Below are 16,443 nucleotides of genomic sequence, written 5' to 3'. Positions count from 1 at the left end.
TTCTCGCATTAGGCTCTTTACGTGATAAAGCTAAAAGTTGCTTGGATTTTTCTAAGTTCAATTTAGTAAAAGTAGATAAGTATCAGTGTGCTAATTAGATCACATAATTTGGCAGATTGGTATAAATCGTTCTCTTTAACCTTATAACTGCTATTAAAAAAGCCGCGTTAATTTTCATTAACGCGGCTTTTTAGTGTGCTTTTAAGCTAAACCAAAAGTGTTAGTCAACACTCATGGTTTTAGTCATTGCAGCATTCGCGCGACCAGCTGGTTTGATAGAACCGGCACGTAAGCCGCTATCTGGAATAGCGTCACGTTTGTCGTGTGTCATCGCTTTTGGCGTATGGGCGACTTCGCTATCTGCAACGGCAGTAGGTTGTGCCATTGGCGCACTTGCTTTACCTGAAGTGATCACTGTTTTAGTGTGCGCTACAGGTTTTGCAGTAGGCTTAGGCTCTGCCATTGGTGCTTCCTCAACAACTACTTCTGAAGCAGGTTCAGCAGCAACTGGCGCTTGTTCAACCACTTCTTCAGTTGCTTCAGCAGCAACAGGCGCTTGTTCAACCACTTCTTCAGTAGGTTCTGCAGCAACAGGCGCTTGTTCAACCACTTCTTCAGTTGCTTCAGCAGCAACAGGCGCTTGTTCAACCACTTCTTCAGTTGCTTCAGCAGCAACAGGCGCTTGTTCAACCACTTCTTCAGTAGGTTCTGCAGCAACTGGTGCTTGTTCAACCACTTCTTCAGTAGGTTCTGCAGCAACAGGCGCTTGTTCAGCCACTTCTTCAGTAGGTTCAGCAGCAACTGGTGCTTGTTCAACCACTTCTTCAGTAGGTTCTGCAGCAACTGGCGCTTGTTCAACCACTTCTTCAGTTGCTTCAGCAGCAACAGGCGCTTGTTCAACCACTTCTGGAGTAGGTTCTGCAGCAACGGCAGGTTTTTCTTCAACTACTTCTGCAGCTTGCTTATTTTGCTTGGCTTTTAACTCAGCTTCATATTCAGCAGCGGCTTGATCTGCAACTGGAATAAATGCTGGTGGTTGTGTACCTTGCGTTGGCGTAGCTTCTTCACCCTCAGGGCGACGACGGCGTTGCCCAGCAGCACGTAAATGACGTGGAGAACGGCGTGAACGCGTACGCGTTTGGCCTTGCTCTTCATCAGTCGATGTTACTGTCTCTTGCTCGTTTGGTGCCGTCTGTTCAGCTTTTTGCTCAGGCGCTTCAACAGCCGTTGTTTCAACAGCAGTAGCCTCAACCGGTGCTTTAACTTCTTCAGTTTGAGTTACAACTGGCTTAGCCGGCTTGTCATCAACAACAGGCGTAGCTTGTTGCTCTGCGTCATTGTTGGTTGTAGCCGGTTGTGCATTTTCATCTTGCAGGCGAACTTTTTTACGTAAGTTACGGCGCTGACGACGAACCTTAGGTTTTTGCTCCGTTGCTTCAACAACGACATCTTGGCTTGGTGCAACGTCTTTTACGTCAGCTTTTGCTTCGGTTTTTTCTGCTACTACTTTGCTGTCATCGTTACGGTTATCGTTACGCTTACGTGAGTTAGGATTGCGACGACGTTTGTTACGGTTATCGTTTCTTTCCTGTTGCTCGTTGTTTTGCGTGTTTCCAACTGCTGGCGTTTCTTCAGCTACGCTCTCTGTACGCTCGCTTTGCGGTTTAGTGCGTGAATTATTGTTACGACGACGTTGGTTATTACGACGACGTGTATCACCGTCATTGTTACGACGTGGATTATTACGAGATTCACTCGCTGTTTTTTGCTGCTGTTGCTCTTTACTTTCTATTTGCTCAGCAGGCGTTGCAAATAAAGCCTTAAACCAATTGCTGATGGTAGTAAATAAACTTACCTGCGGCTGGGCTGCAACACTTTGTGGTGCCGCTGCTGGGGCTGTTTGAGCCTGAGCTTGTGGTGCTGGTGTTGATGGCATAACTACGCCTTTTAACACCGGCTCTTCACGTACCGCGACCGTTGGTGTTTTTGATGTTTCATACACTTCTTGTTCTGGTAATGTGATTTGCTCGTAGCTTGCTGCTTCAATTGTTTCATCTTTACGCAAACGCATTACTTCATAATGTGGTGTATCCATATGTTGATTTGGAATGATCACCACATCACAGTTATGACGTTTTTCGATGCGATGCACGCTACGGCGTTGCTCATTTAACAGATATGAGGCAACCGCTACAGGTACTTGGGCATTAACTTGTGAGGTATTGTCTTTAATCGCTTCTTCTTCGATTAAACGTAGGATTGACAATGCAATCGACTCGTTTGAACGAATAGTACCTTGACCACTACAACGTGGGCATGGGCCTTGGCTCGCTTCACCTAATGAAGGGCGTAGGCGCTGACGCGACATTTCAAGTAAGCCAAAACGCGAAATTTTACCAATTTGTACACGGGCACGATCTGGACGAACAGCATCTTTTAAGCGATTTTCTACTTCACGTTGATGGCGCGGTGGTGTCATATCAATGAAGTCGATAACGATTAAGCCACCTAAGTCGCGTAAACGTAATTGGCGAGCAATTTCGTCTGCAGCTTCTAAGTTGGTATTAAGCGCAGTTTCTTCGATATCGCCGCCTTTAGTGGCTTTAGATGAGTTGATATCGATAGAAGTAAGTGCTTCAGTTGGGTCAATAACAATTGAACCACCAGAAGGTAAGCGTACTTCACGTTGAAACGCAGACTCAATTTGGCTTTCGATTTGATAATGAGTAAAAAGAGGCACTTCACCTTGATAAAGTTTTACACGGCTCATGAAGTCAGGGCGAAAACGCTCAATGTGCGCTTTAGCTTCTTCAAATACACGGGCTTTATCAATTAGGATCTCACCGATGTCACGGCGTAAATAATCGCGAATCGCACGGAAAATCACGTTGCTTTCTTGATGAATTAAGAACGGTGCTTTACCGCCATCAGAGGCTTGCTGAATCGCATCCCAATGAACAAGCAGCGCTTTTAAATCGTAGTTTAGTTCTTCAAACGATTTACCAACACCGGCAGTACGCACGATTAAACCCATGCCTTTAGGCAGTTCTAAACGACTTAAAGCTTCTTTAAGTTCAGTGCGTTCATCACCTTCGATGCGACGAGAAATACCGCCAGCACGAGGATTATTAGGCATTAAGACTAAGTAGCTACCTGCAACACTAATAAAAGTGGTGAGGGCTGCGCCTTTTTGGCCGCGTTCTTCTTTGTCTACTTGGACAATAACTTCTTGACCTTCTTTGATCACGTCACGAATATTCGGACGACCATGGAAAGTATAACCTTGTGGGAAGTAAGTACGGGCTATTTCTTTTAAAGGAAGGAATCCGTGACGATCAGCGCCGTAATCAACAAAGGCGGCTTCTAATGACGGTTCTATACGAGTGATTTTGCCTTTATAAATATTGGCTTTTTTTTGTTCGTGACCCGGGCTTTCGATATCTAAATCATACAGGCGCTGGCCATCAACCAGTGCTACGCGCATTTCTTCTTGCTGCGTCGCATTGATTAGCATACGTTTCATATTGTTACTCTACTGTGTTATGTCTCTGACATGACGAAACTTTTCGCCTGTTCAGTTGCTCCCATCGCTTCTTTTTGTACAATCTCACGACTGGGTCTGTGGGGGAGCTTGGTACTGTATCCGTACTCTAAGTATCTTTATGGTGCTGGCTGACAATAACGTGTTGTCACGTTATTAAATTCTATTATGGTGCCAAAACTATCGGCTGTTTTTTTACAGTGACGTATTCGAGTTCTGTCCAGAGTCGACCATTAATTAAATTAACTTGTACGGTTACAACACATCTGCTGAACGGCGTATTGTACGCCGTCACGATCAGACAAATTATCTGTTCAAATTGCTTTTTTCATCAACATTAAATAACACTTCATGCTCAAACTTAACTGGCGATATATTACACGCATCGGAGTTAATTGAAGGCACGTGTAAACTGGGTATGTATAAAAGCTTTGGAAAACTTATCTCGGATCTGTATGATCAATTACCCAGAATGTGCATCACGAATGTTTTAATGTGTTAAAAAGCACCGTTGTTATTTGCAAATATATATTTGCGACGGTGATTATCCCATTATTATAACTGTGTTAGCAACTAAAATTATTTTACTTAAATCAGTGATTAGGCAATGTCAGAAAAAACCGGCTTACAAGTATCTTTCGTCACGATTACCGAAGACCATTTAGGTCAACGGATTGATAACTTTCTTATTACTCATTTAAAAGGGGTGCCTAAAAGCGCTGTGTATCGAATTCTTCGCAAAGGGGAAGTGCGGGTTAATAAAAAACGCATCAAACCTGTGTATAAATTACAACTCGATGACATCGTTCGTATTCCACCAATACAAATAGCTGAACGTGAAGAGTTTGTGCCTAAAAACCTTGATGTAGTAACCAAACTTGAAGAGGCTATTTTATTTGAAGATAAATACCTTATCGTCATTAACAAACCATCAGGCATGGCTGTGCATGGCGGCAGTGGGCTCAGTTATGGTTTAATTGAAGCATTGCGCGTATTGCGCCCAGATGAGCGCAGTTTAGAGCTTGTACATCGTTTAGACCGTGATACATCAGGCTGTTTGTTAATCTCGAAACGTCGTTCAGTGTTGACCAGCTTGCATGAACAGTTACGTGAAAAATCCATGGAAAAGAATTACTGGGCATTGGTTGATGGGCAATGGGATTCTAAAACTAAAAATGTCACCGAAGGGCTGCGTAAAAACACCTTACAATCAGGTGAACGAGTAGTACGTGTGGATAACGTTGAAGGTAAACCTTCACATACTCGTTTTAAAGTACTGGAGCGCTTTGCTGAATGTTCGTTAGTGCAGGCATCACCAGTAACAGGTCGTACTCACCAAATTCGTGTGCATACACAATGTAAAGGTCATGCAATTGCTTGTGATGATAAGTATGGCAACCAAGCATTTGATGCGGCGATGCGTAAAGTGGGATTAGGGCGATTATTTTTACATGCGCACGATTTGAGTTTTTATCATCCAAAAAATGAAACTACTATGCGAGTAGAAGCGCCGCTTGATAAAGCGCTGGCTAATTGTATTAAAACGTTACGTGCCGCAAAACCGTGAAACCCTATAAATTAGTTATATTTGATTGGGATGGCACGGTGATGGATTCAGTGGCTAAAATAGTTAACTGTATGCATCAATCTGCGAGAGTCTGTGGTGTAGTTTGCCCCAGTGACGAGGCGGTTAAAAATATCATTGGTTTATCACTTGAGCAGGCCGTGACGGTGTTATTTCCTCAGCAGAGCCATTTACACGCTGATTTAATCGCCGGTTATAAGCATCAGTATAAACATCTTGATAATACGCCTACGCCTTTATTTGCTGATGTAGAACAGACTTTAGCGGCATTAAAAAACCGTGGCGTATTGTTAGCTGTTGCTACTGGCAAAAGCCGAGTCGGCCTTGAACGCTTGCTGGATGAAACACAGTTACGGGATTACTTTGTAGCGACCCGCACCAGTGATGATGCATTGTCAAAACCAGCTCCTGATATGTTGTTGCAACTGCTGGATGAACTCAATATTAGCCATGATGATGCGCTGATGATTGGCGACACCAAAATAGATATGGCGATGGCAAAAGCGGCCAATATTGACCGTTTAGGTGTAACTATGGGGGTGCATAACGCCCAGCAGCTAAACGAGTTTACACCGATTGCGACAGTTGATTCGTATCAGCAACTAGCTGCGCGTTTAGTTTAAGTCGTAGTGAATAAATAGTTAGTCTTGATTACTTAACACATCCAGATCAAACTCAGTCAATAATTGGCTGAGTTTGATAAGTGGTAAACCAATCAAGCTATTAGGGTCATCACCGCTAAGCTTTTCAAATAAACAAATACCTAAGCCTTCGCTTTTAAAGCTGCCTGCACAATTGTAGGGTTGCTCTGCGTCGCAGTAAGCAGATATTTGTGCTTGTGTCAGTGTTCTAAATGTAACATTAAAGGGTTCAACTAGGGTTTTTGTTTTATTGCTTTGAATATCATAAACACATAAGCCCGTTAGAAATGTGACTGTATTACCGCTAAATAAACTCAGTTGTTTAATGGCATTTTCTTTGTTGTGTGGTTTACCTAAGATTTGTTGCTCAAATACGGCAACTTGATCAGAGCCAATTACTAAGCCTTGTTTAAAAAGTGTAGTGGCTGCGCGTGCTTTGAGTTCACTTAAGCGTTTTACAAGTTCAACTGGGGCTTCATCGGGTAGTGCTGATTCGTCAATACCAGGTGAAAAACTGTCGAACGGCAGATTAAATTTTTGCAATAAAGACTGACGAAAGGGTGAACTTGAGGCTAAAATAAGCGGGTGCTGCATGGATTGTTTTCCTAATGAAAATTAGATTGAGTTAGGATAAATCAGATCCGTTGGCAAAACAAAGAAATGAATCGCGAAAAACCAGCTAAAATTGGTTTTTTACTTTGACTAACCAAGTAACTATCTATATGATGCAGCCCCTATGCAAAAGGTGAAAATTCCCATCACTCTTCATCCAGGCAAGGCAGCGCAACACCGTTTAAAGTATGACGGCATTGTACCGCTTGAAAAACTTACCCGTTTACGGGAAGTTGTGCAGGAAGAAGTAGGTGAAATAGCGGTAAAAATTCATTGCAAAAACGATGATCAAGGTTTCGCTGTGATTAGAGGCAATTTGTCCACACATGTTACTGTCACTTGTCAACGTTGTAATGGTGATTTAGGGTTGGATTTGGTTCAAGACTTTGTTTATTCACCAGTCGGTGAGGATACAGAGTTAGAGATTTTTCCAGAAGACTACGATGAAGTAGCGCTTGATGAAAATGGTGAAGTTAACGTTTTTGATTTAATCGAAGACGAACTAATTTTAGCCGTGCCATTAGTTGCTACCCACAACGAAGCTTCATGCAGTTATTCAGCAAAGCCTGCCAGCTTTGGTGTTTTAAAAGCGGAAGATGATAAACCAAATCCATTTGATATTTTGAAACAACTTAAGAAAGATTCTTAGGAGAAGACTATGGCTGTACAAAAAAGCAAAAAGTCTCGTGCAAGACGCGGCATGCGCCGTTCACACGATGCGATCAGTGGTCCAACTTTAACTGTAGACCAAACATCTGGTGAGACTCATCGTCGTCACCATGTGACTGCAGATGGTTACTACAAAGGCGTTCAAGTAATTTCTAAATAAGAGATTGCTTTTATGCTGACCAATCTAACAATTGCGTTAGATATGATGGGGGGCGATTATGGCCCCCGTTCATCTATCCCCGCAGCCGTTAACGCGGTAAATGCAAATGCCAACCTAAGATTGATCTTATGTGGCAACGAACAAGTAATATCTAAAGAACTCGAGTCTCTCGATTCTCTATCTCATCCTCGTTTAATAATTCGTCATTGTAGTCAAGTAGTCACCAATAGCTGTGAACCGTCTTCTGCTGTGCGATCTAAAAAAGATTCCTCAATGCGCGTTGCTCTTGATTTAGTTAAATCAGGTGAGGCACAAGCGTGCGTTAGTGCCGGAAATACCGGTGCATTATTATTTATGGCTCACTATGTGCTGAAAATGTTGCCAGGCGTAAAACGTCCTGCATTGATCTCTGCTGTGCCAACTGAGCGAAAAAATCCGGTTTACTTACTTGATTTAGGTGCGAACGTGCATTGTGATGCACAAACCTTATATCAATTTGGCATTATGGGTTCGGTTGTCGCAGGGCAAGCACTGGGCTGTGATAGTCCAAAAGTGAGTTTGTTAAATATTGGCTCCGAAGACATTAAGGGCCATGAAGATATCAAACAAGCTGCACAACTGATGCAACAATGTAGCTACCTTAATTATACTGGTTACAGCGAAGGTAGTGATATTTTTACTGGTAAGTCAGATGTGATCGTCTGTGAAGGTTTTGTGGGCAATGTGGCTTTGAAAACCTGTGAAGGGATTGCCAAGCTGATTATGTTTAAGCTTACTAAAGCACTGCAAAAGCACTTTTTCTATAAATGTTTAGCATTTATGTTACAGCCAGTAATAAAAAAACTCTATAAACGGGTGAACCCCGACCAGTATAACGGCGCTTCTCTGGTAGGATTGCGCGGTATTGTCGTAAAAAGCCATGGAAATGCCTCAGCTAAAGCATTTCATGCTGCTATCGACGAAGCTGCTAGAGAGGTAGAACGTCAACTTCCTGAAAAAATTGCAGCTATCTTCGAGCAAACACATTCAACTAAAAAAGTCGCAACTGACGATTAATTACTATGTCAGGTGTGTACTTAAACATTTATTTATTTGTTTAATTAAAAGAGCAAAGTATGGCACAAAAAATTGCACTTGTTTTTCCGGGTCAAGGCTCACAATCTGTGGGTATGTTAAGTGAACTATTAGAGCAATCTGATATTGTTAAAGCGACGTTTGCGCAAGCATCAGCGGCACTTGGTTATGATTTGGCTGCATTAGTACTTAATGGTCCTGAACAAGAATTAAATCAAACCCATCGTACGCAACCGGCATTATTAACAGCATCAGTGGCAATTTACCGCCAATGGCTTGCTGCAAATCCAGATGCAGACGTAACGATGGCAGGTCACAGTTTAGGTGAATACTCAGCGCTGGTATGTGCTGATGTGTTGAGCTTAGGCGAAGCTGTAAAATTGGTTGAAAACCGTGGTTTATATATGCAAGAAGCTGTGCCAGCAGGCGTGGGTTCAATGGCTGCGATCATTGGTTTAGGTGATGACGAAATTAAAGCCGCGTGCTTGGCATCAGCACAAGGTGAAGTGGTTGCACCAGTAAACTATAACTCACCGGGTCAAGTTGTGATTGCAGGTCATAAAGCCGCAGTAGACAGAGCATCAGAAGCGTGTAAAGAAGCCGGTGCAAAACGTGCATTGCCTTTATCGGTAAGCGTACCTTCACATTGTGAATTAATGAAACCAGCGGCAGAAAAATTAGCAAAAGATTTAGCTGCTTTAACATTTAATACACCTAAGTGTGATGTAATTAATAATGTTGATGTAACAGCTGCAAGTTCAGCGGACGCTATTAAAGATGCATTAGTGCGTCAACTATACAGTCCAGTACGATGGACAGAAACAGTACAAGCATTGGTAGCGCAGGGCATTACCCAAAGCTACGAGTTTGGCCCTGGGAAGGTGTTAACGGGTCTTGCTAAACGCATTGATAAAGCAATGGTATGTGGTTCGGTGAATAGCCAAACTGCCATTGACGAAGCAAAATAAGAGTAGGAAAAAATGGCAAATTTATTTTCGTTAGAGGGCAAAGTTGTCCTAATTACAGGCGCTAGTCGCGGTATTGGTAAAGCAATCGCCACTACATTGGTAGCACAAGGTGCTAAAGTTGCCGGTACTGCAACCAGCGAGTCTGGTGCTGCAAATATCAGCGAATACTTAGGCGAGAATGGTAAAGGTTATGCGTTAAACGTAACTGATCCTGCATCGATCGAGGCAACACTTGCTGCGATAAAAGCAGATTTAGGCGATATCGACGTATTAGTAAATAATGCTGGTATTACCCGCGATAACTTACTTATGCGTATGAAAGATGCAGAGTGGGACGATATCATTGATACTAACTTGAGCTCAGTTTTTCGTTTATCTAAAGCAGTGTTACGCCCGATGATGAAAAAGAAAAACGGTCGAATTATCAATATAGGTTCAGTTGTTGGTACAATGGGTAATGCAGGGCAAGCTAACTACGCAGCAGCTAAAGCGGGTGTAATTGGTTTTTCTAAGTCGTTAGCGCGTGAAGTTGCTTCTCGTGGTATTACAGTCAACGTAGTTGCTCCTGGTTTTATTCAAACAGATATGACCGACAGCTTAACTGACGAGCAAAAAGCAGCTACGCTTGCTAATGTTCCTGCTGGGCGTTTAGGCCAACCGGATGAAATTGCCGCCGCAGTATGTTACTTAGCATCTGATGCAGCAGCGTATGTTTCAGGCGAAACTTTGCACGTAAATGGTGCGATGTACATGGTGTAAGGAACTTTGTTCCTATTTTGTTTTGAGGCGGCTTGTCGAAAAATGTTGAATTTTTTGTTAACTTGCTTTAAACATACTTGAATTCGTGCTGAAAATAAGCGATAAAAGACACAAATAACCGTCAAGAGGTTTGACCAGATAAAAAATTATCAGCAAATCCTTGAATCACAGAATTATGCGCCGTAAACTACGCCGCAATCTGAAAATAACGCATTGGCGTTTTTAATAAAGGAAAGAAGAATGAGCGACATCCAAGAACGCGTAAAGAAAATCATCATTGAGCAACTAGGTGTTAAAGAAGAAGAAGTAAAGCATGAAGCTTCTTTCGTTGATGACTTAGGCGCAGATTCACTTGATACTGTTGAATTAGTAATGGCTCTTGAAGAAGAGTTCGATACTGAGATCCCAGATGAAGAAGCTGAAAAGATCACTACAGTACAAGCTGCAATCGATTACGTAACGGCTCACGCTGAGTAATCAATCGCATATTAAGGGCAGCGTTCGCTGCCCTTAATCTATCTATACCCTGTATTTCCACGCATTTGGGTATTAATACCCACCAGAAAAATAATAATTCCCTTATTGGAGGCAAACCGTGGCTAAACGTCGAGTCGTCGTAACTGGCTTAGGAATGTTGACGCCGCTAGGTAATGATGTTGAATCAACCTGGCAAGGCTTGTTAAATGGCAAAAGTGGTATCCAAACTATCACTCATTTTGATACATCTAGTTTTGGCACCAAGTTCGCTGGTTTGCTGAATGATTTTGATGCGTCAGCCTATATGCCGGCAAAAGATGCTAAAAAAATGGATTTGTTCATCCAGTATGGCATTGCAGCAGGTGTACAAGCACTACAAGATTCTGGCCTTGAGATCACAGAGCAAAACGCAGCCCGCGTTGGTGTTGCTGTGGGTTCGGGCATTGGTGGTTTAACACTTATTGAAGAAAACCACATAAAGTTATTAAACAGTGGCCCACGTAAGCTTTCTCCTTTTTACGTGCCGTCGACCATTATCAATATGATCTCTGGTCATTTATCGATTATGCACGGTCTACGTGGTCCAAATATCTCTATCGTGACAGCCTGTACAACAGGTTTACACAACATTGGTCACGCTGCGCGCATGATTGCTTATGGCGATGCTGATGCGATGGTTGCCGGTGGTGCAGAGAAAGCCTCAACGCCAATTGGTATGGGGGGGTTTAACGCTGCACGTGCGTTATCAACCCGAAACGACGATCCGCAAGCTGCATCTCGTCCATGGGACAAAGACCGTGATGGCTTTGTACTTGCTGATGGTGCAGGTGTTATCGTACTTGAAGAATACGAGCATGCGAAAGCCCGAGGTGCAAAAATCTACTCTGAGTTGGTTGGTTTTGGTATGAGCGGCGACGCTTATCACATGACGTCGCCACCGGAAGATGGTGCCGGTGCAGCCTTGGCAATGGAAAATGCTTTAAACGATGCGCAAATCAATGCAGATCAAGTGGGTTATATTAATGCTCACGGTACATCGACTAACGCTGGCGATAAAGCAGAAACCTCTGCGGTTAAGTCAATTTTTGGTAATGCTGCCAAAGATGTGATGGTGAGTTCATCAAAATCTATGATGGGTCATTTACTCGGTGCAGCAGGCTCTGTTGAATCAATTATCACTATTTTGTCGTTACAAGATCAAAAAGTAACACCAACAATTAATCTTGATAACCCTGATGAAGGCTGTGATCTGGACTACGTTCCACACACGGCTCGTGATGCGAAACTTGATTACGCATTATGTAACTCATTTGGTTTTGGTGGTACTAATGGCTCGTTGGTATTTAAAAAGGTATAATCTTTTTTAACAACGAGACAAAATAAGAGCCCAGTTGTTACTGGGCTTTTTTATATGCAAAATATGCCTAAACAAAAAACTCACATAGCGCAAACAATAAAATTAGTCACGCCACAGCAAGGCGTTAGCATAAGTAGCAATGATCGCGGCTTTAATTATGGCGATGGCTTTTTTACAACTGCAAAAATAGTTGATGCTCAAGTAGAGCATTGGCCACTTCACAGGGCACGATTAGTTGAATGCGCGCAGCGACTTAGTTTTGGTGAGCTGGATTTATCGGCACTGCAGCAAGCAATCGCTGAGTATATTAAGACGGTTTCGCTGGGCGTGTTAAAAATAGTGGTTACACGTGGTGAAGGAGGGCGTGGTTATGGCCTTCCTGAACAAAGCAATTTATTGATTGTACTGTCGCTATTACCGTTTCCTTCACACTACGCTCAATTAGCACAACAAGGTATTAAACTCGCTATTAGCCCTGTGCAACTTGCATCGCAACCATTGCTTGCTGGTTTGAAAACGTTAAATCGTTTAGAGCAAGTAATGATCAAACGCGCCATGCAAGGGCAAGATTGTGATGATGTACTGGTGTGTGATTATCACAATAATGTGATTGAAACCTCTGCGGCAAATATTTTTGCTATTAAAAATGGTCGAGTTTTTAGTCCAAGTTTGCAAAACTGTGGCATTCAAGGGGTTTATCTGCAATCACTGTGTGATAAGTTAACCATTGAATTTACTGATATTAAGCTAGAACAATTGCTGCAAATGGAGGCAGTATTTAGTTGTAATAGCTTAATGGGAATTGTGCCTGTTACAGCGATTGATGGTATGCAGTTTGAGTTAGCAAACAGTTTAGTATTATTGCATGGTTTATTTACCAAGGAGTCTGCGTGTTAAGAGTGATTATATCGATTGTGTTGCTAGCATTATTGGTAACTGAAGTTGGTTATCAACAGTTGCAAGCTACTATTAACAGTAGTTTAAAAGCGCCAGCGAATACGTTGTTTGAAGTTAAAAAAGGCACGGGGTTTAATCAACTCTGCCAACAGTGGCAAGCTAAAAAATGGTTAGATGGGTGCTTACGTTATCAGATACTCGCGAAACTCGATCCGACACTGACGGATTTAAAAGCTGGTTTATATCAACTTAATAACGCCACGGTGCTTGATAACATTCGGCAAATCAATCAAGGTAAACAAGTAAGCTTTAGTTTTACAATTATTGAAGGTCAGTCACTTCGTGACGTGTTAGCGGCAATAAGTAAAGCCCAGTACCTTCGTCAAGATTTAAGTCTTAGTGAGTTATCTCAGCAAATAGTCGGCTCTGATCAGCATTTAGAAGGGTGGTTATTTCCTGATACCTATTATTATCATGCTAATGATACGACAAGCTCAGTGCTCAAACGAGCGCATAAAATAATGCAAAATGTACTTGATGAGGCTTGGCAAAACAGGGCTGCTGATTTACCGTTTAAAACGGCCTACGAAGCATTGATTATGGCCTCAATTATTGAAAAAGAAACAGGCCTTGCCAGCGAACGGCCATTAATAGCCTCTGTATTTACTAATCGACTAAATACAAAAATGCGCTTGCAAACTGATCCAACCGTGATTTATGGCATTGGTGCTGACTTTGATGGTGATATAAAACGTAAAGATTTAACTAATCATACTCCGTATAATACATATAAAATTAATGGCTTACCGCCTACGCCGATTGCTATGCCGTCAAAAGCGGCAATACTTGCAGCAGTCAATCCACCTGAGTCTGAGTACCTTTATTTTGTTGCCAAAGGCGATGGTAGCCATCAATTTTCTAAAACCTTAAAAGAACATAACAAAGCAGTACAAGATTACTTACGTTATCAAAAACAGTTAAGCAAATCAGAGTAAAAAATATAAAACGAGAAAGCCGATTAATGCTTTTTCAAACTAAAAAGAGAGATCATGACAGCAGCAAAATTTATTGTGATTGAAGGCTTAGAAGGGGCCGGTAAATCGACAGCTATAGCAATTTGCCAACAGTTTTTAGAGCAGCACAAAGTGGATTTTATTAATGTACGCGAGCCCGGCGGCACACCCATCGCTGAAGCACTGCGCACTATTGTAAAAGATAACCATGTCGAACAGATTGCCAGCGAAACAGAATTACTGCTGATGTATGCAGCCCGTTCGCAACTGCTACATAATGTTATTCGTCCAGCACTTGCTAAAGGACAATGGGTATTAGGCGATCGTCACGATCTATCATCGCAAGCTTACCAAGGCGGCGGACGTGAAATTGCCGCTACTACGTTAGATTCTCTCGCCAATATTGTATTAAAAGGTTTAAAACCAGATCTGACCATTTATTTGGACATTGAACCTGCGGTGGGCCTTGCCCGTGCGAAAGGACGCGGTGAACTGGATCGTATAGAACAACAAGCATTGAGTTTTTTTGAACGTACCCGCGCACGCTATTTAGAACTCGCAAATAGTGATGACACTATTAAAACAGTTAATGCAGGTCAAAGTATGCAATTAGTACATCAAGATATTATTACCGTGCTTGAACAATTTATGAAAAGTAACAATTAACATGATTTATCCTTGGCTTAGCAATGTTGAGCAGCAATTAGCAGCCAGTTTTAATGCTGGGCGTTTTCACCATGGACAATTATTTAATGGTCAACAAGGTGTTGGTAAGCGCGCCTTAGTGGAGCAGCTGGCTAATGCATTATTGTGCTTGTCTGCAACTAACTTAGTCCCTTGTGGGCATTGTAAGAGCTGCCATTTAAATCAAGCGGTTACTCATCCTGACAAATATGTAGTGCAAGCTGATGGACAAAGCATTGGTGTGGATGATATTCGCAGTGTCAGCGATTTCATGCATCAATCAGCGGCGCAAAATGCCAATAAAGTGGTGGTGATCAATGATTGCCATAAAATGACCACAGCGGCGGCCAATGCCTTACTTAAAACGTTAGAAGAGCCCAGCCCGCAGCGATTTTTGTTACTAACAACGAGTGCGACAACGCAATTACCGGCCACTATTTTAAGTCGCTGCGCGCTTACACAAGTAAAAGTGAATGACGCCAATGTTGCTATGAATTGGATTTCCCAACTGCACGTTCCTGCATATCCATGGTTAAAAATGTTTACCCAGCAGCCATTATTGATTGCCCGTTGGCAACAAGATGAGCAGCTGGAGGTAATCGATGAATTGTATAAGTTTGCAACTGAGCTAAAACAAGGCCATAATTTCAGTGCGTTAGTTGATATTATCAGTAAAGATACAGAGCGTGTTCGCGTCTTTTGTTTATTTTTAAGCGAACAATTAAAACAACAACTCATTGCTGGAATGGATTTTGATTCATATCAGAGTGCGCAAAATGCATTGGCCGAATTTGTGCAAAACAGTACACAGATATTAGGATTGAACTTGCCGTTGGCAGTGTCTCGTTTAGCGTATCGTTTACGTAAAAGCTATAAGTAGGATTATTGTGCAAGAATTATTAGTCGATTTAGATGATCTAGATGAATTATACCGCTGCTATATGCCGTATTTAAAAAATGGTGGACTATTTGTGCGCACTAATATGCGTTATGAGATGGGTCATTCATTGGCATTAAAAGTGACATTACCGGATGCGCTTGAAGATGATGTAATAACCGGAAAAGTTACATGGATCACGCCACAAGGCGCGCAAAGTTCTAATCCACCGGGCATTGGTATTAGTTTTATCGATGATAAAACTAACCTAAATGTGAAGATCGAAAAACTACTAGGGACTATGTTAAACTCTGGTAATCCAACTTATACCATGTAGTAAGCAGTAACATGATTGTAGATTCTCATTGCCATTTAGACCGACTCGATTTTGATAAACTCGATTTAAACTTAGACCAAGTACTTGATAGTGCACGGGCTAAACAAGTTGAACACTTTTTATGTGTGAGTGTCACACTTGATCAATTCCCTAGTATGCTAGAAAAAATTCAAGGCTATAGTGATGTCTCTGCCTCGTGTGGTGTTCATCCGCTTGATCAAAAAGACGCACTTGATAAACAACGCTTAATTGATTTAGCAAGCCACGATAAAGTAGTAGCAATTGGCGAAACAGGGCTTGATTACTATTATTCGAAAGACACCCATGCCGTGCAACAAGCAAGTTTTGTGGGTCATATTGAAGTGGCGAACGAGTTACAAAAACCACTTATAATTCATACTCGCGATGCGCGCGACGACACCATAAACTTAATGCGTGAACATAACGCACAAAAGTGTGGTGGTGTATTGCATTGCTTTACTGAAGATTGGGATATGGCTAAAAAAGCCATCGACTTAGGCTTTTATATTTCTATCTCTGGCATTGTGACCTTTAAAAATGCCGTAGAGCTTAAAAATGTTGTTAAACAAATTCCACTTGATAGATTATTAATCGAAACAGACTCGCCTTATCTAGCGCCAGTACCGTATCGTGGGAAAACTAATCAGCCCGCTTATGTGCAAGATGTTGCTTATTACATTGCTGATTTAAAAGGTATTAGCTACAAAGAGCTTGCCAACGCGACTACGGAAAACTTCTACTCATTGTTCAACTTAGTGAACAAAGGTTAAT

At 42.0% G+C, this 16,443-nt stretch carries 17 protein-coding genes; 15 read left to right on the top strand and 2 right to left on the bottom strand.

The annotated features are described in order from the left end of the window. Positions 1–220: 220 nt before the first annotated feature. The gene (gene rne, locus H5201_RS14680; RefSeq protein WP_182784981.1) at positions 221–3,523 is read right to left on the bottom strand and encodes a ribonuclease E; all 3,303 of its coding nucleotides are present in this window, start codon (positions 3,521–3,523) and stop codon (positions 221–223) included. Positions 3,524–4,148: 625 nt separating this feature from the next. On the opposite strand from rne, the gene rluC reads away from it, so the two are divergent. Continuing rightward, entirely contained in the window at positions 4,149–5,108 is a 960-nt protein-coding gene (rluC, locus tag H5201_RS14675; protein ID WP_182784979.1) for a 23S rRNA pseudouridine(955/2504/2580) synthase RluC, read from the top strand. After that, complete coding sequence (locus H5201_RS14670; RefSeq protein WP_182718733.1) at positions 5,105–5,749, top strand: HAD-IA family hydrolase; 645 nt, start codon at positions 5,105–5,107, stop codon at positions 5,747–5,749. The genes rluC and H5201_RS14670 overlap by 4 nt, the downstream gene beginning before the upstream one ends. A gap of 18 nt (positions 5,750–5,767) precedes the next feature. On the opposite strand, the gene H5201_RS14665 is transcribed toward H5201_RS14670, so the two are convergent. After that, positions 5,768–6,361, bottom strand: coding sequence for a nucleoside triphosphate pyrophosphatase (locus H5201_RS14665; protein WP_182718734.1), 594 nt, complete (start codon positions 6,359–6,361; stop codon positions 5,768–5,770). A 142-nt stretch (positions 6,362–6,503) separates the two neighbouring features. Here H5201_RS14665 and yceD point away from each other — a divergent pair, with 142 nt between their 5' ends. From yceD to H5201_RS14600, 13 genes are all read left to right on the top strand, one after another. Then, positions 6,504–7,028 (top strand): 23S rRNA accumulation protein YceD, encoded by a 525-nt coding sequence (gene yceD / locus H5201_RS14660; protein ID WP_145233584.1) that lies wholly within the window; start codon positions 6,504–6,506, stop codon positions 7,026–7,028. Between the two features lie 9 nt (positions 7,029–7,037). Further along, on the top strand, positions 7,038–7,208 hold the full coding sequence (rpmF, locus tag H5201_RS14655) for a 50S ribosomal protein L32 (RefSeq protein ID WP_002962381.1): 171 nt from the start codon (positions 7,038–7,040) through the stop codon (positions 7,206–7,208). A gap of 12 nt (positions 7,209–7,220) precedes the next feature. Next, positions 7,221–8,264 carry a phosphate acyltransferase PlsX gene (gene plsX / locus H5201_RS14650; RefSeq protein ID WP_145233585.1) on the top strand — a complete coding sequence of 348 codons (1,044 nt, stop codon included), beginning with the start codon at positions 7,221–7,223 and terminating at the stop codon, positions 8,262–8,264. 59 nt (positions 8,265–8,323) lie between these two features. Beyond that, the gene (gene fabD / locus H5201_RS14645; protein WP_145233586.1) at positions 8,324–9,250 is read left to right on the top strand and encodes an ACP S-malonyltransferase; all 927 of its coding nucleotides are present in this window, start codon (positions 8,324–8,326) and stop codon (positions 9,248–9,250) included. Between the two features lie 12 nt (positions 9,251–9,262). Further along, positions 9,263–10,009, top strand: coding sequence for a 3-oxoacyl-ACP reductase FabG (gene fabG, locus H5201_RS14640; protein WP_145233587.1), 747 nt, complete (start codon positions 9,263–9,265; stop codon positions 10,007–10,009). Between the two features lie 240 nt (positions 10,010–10,249). Then, the gene (acpP, locus tag H5201_RS14635) at positions 10,250–10,486 is read left to right on the top strand and encodes an acyl carrier protein (protein ID WP_016707440.1); all 237 of its coding nucleotides are present in this window, start codon (positions 10,250–10,252) and stop codon (positions 10,484–10,486) included. 118 nt (positions 10,487–10,604) lie between these two features. Continuing rightward, positions 10,605–11,843, top strand: coding sequence for a beta-ketoacyl-ACP synthase II (gene fabF / locus H5201_RS14630; RefSeq protein ID WP_149982366.1), 1,239 nt, complete (start codon positions 10,605–10,607; stop codon positions 11,841–11,843). 54 nt (positions 11,844–11,897) lie between these two features. Continuing rightward, a complete protein-coding gene (gene pabC / locus H5201_RS14625) occupies positions 11,898–12,740 on the top strand; it encodes an aminodeoxychorismate lyase (RefSeq protein ID WP_259398777.1) in 843 nt (280 codons plus the stop codon). Then, entirely contained in the window at positions 12,734–13,735 is a 1,002-nt protein-coding gene (mltG, locus tag H5201_RS14620) for an endolytic transglycosylase MltG (RefSeq protein WP_182784977.1), read from the top strand. The genes pabC and mltG overlap by 7 nt, the downstream gene beginning before the upstream one ends. Positions 13,736–13,789: 54 nt before the next feature. After that, entirely contained in the window at positions 13,790–14,419 is a 630-nt protein-coding gene (gene tmk, locus H5201_RS14615; protein WP_149982364.1) for a dTMP kinase, read from the top strand. A 1-nt stretch (position 14,420) separates the two neighbouring features. Beyond that, positions 14,421–15,317, top strand: a complete 897-nt coding sequence (gene holB / locus H5201_RS14610) for a DNA polymerase III subunit delta' (protein ID WP_149982363.1) — start codon at positions 14,421–14,423, stop codon at positions 15,315–15,317. Between the two features lie 7 nt (positions 15,318–15,324). Then, a complete protein-coding gene (locus tag H5201_RS14605) occupies positions 15,325–15,651 on the top strand; it encodes a PilZ domain-containing protein (protein ID WP_145233592.1) in 327 nt (108 codons plus the stop codon). Positions 15,652–15,662: 11 nt separating this feature from the next. Further along, positions 15,663–16,442, top strand: a complete 780-nt coding sequence (locus tag H5201_RS14600; RefSeq protein WP_182784975.1) for a TatD family hydrolase — start codon at positions 15,663–15,665, stop codon at positions 16,440–16,442. The last annotated feature ends 1 nt before the right edge of the window (position 16,443 follow it).

The organism is Pseudoalteromonas sp. SG43-6 (assembly GCF_014164365.1).
In the GTDB taxonomy this organism is placed as follows: domain Bacteria; phylum Pseudomonadota; class Gammaproteobacteria; order Enterobacterales; family Alteromonadaceae; genus Pseudoalteromonas; species Pseudoalteromonas rhizosphaerae.
The sequence above is the reverse complement of the archived record's forward strand: the minus strand, read 5'-3'. Positions and strand labels throughout refer to the sequence as shown.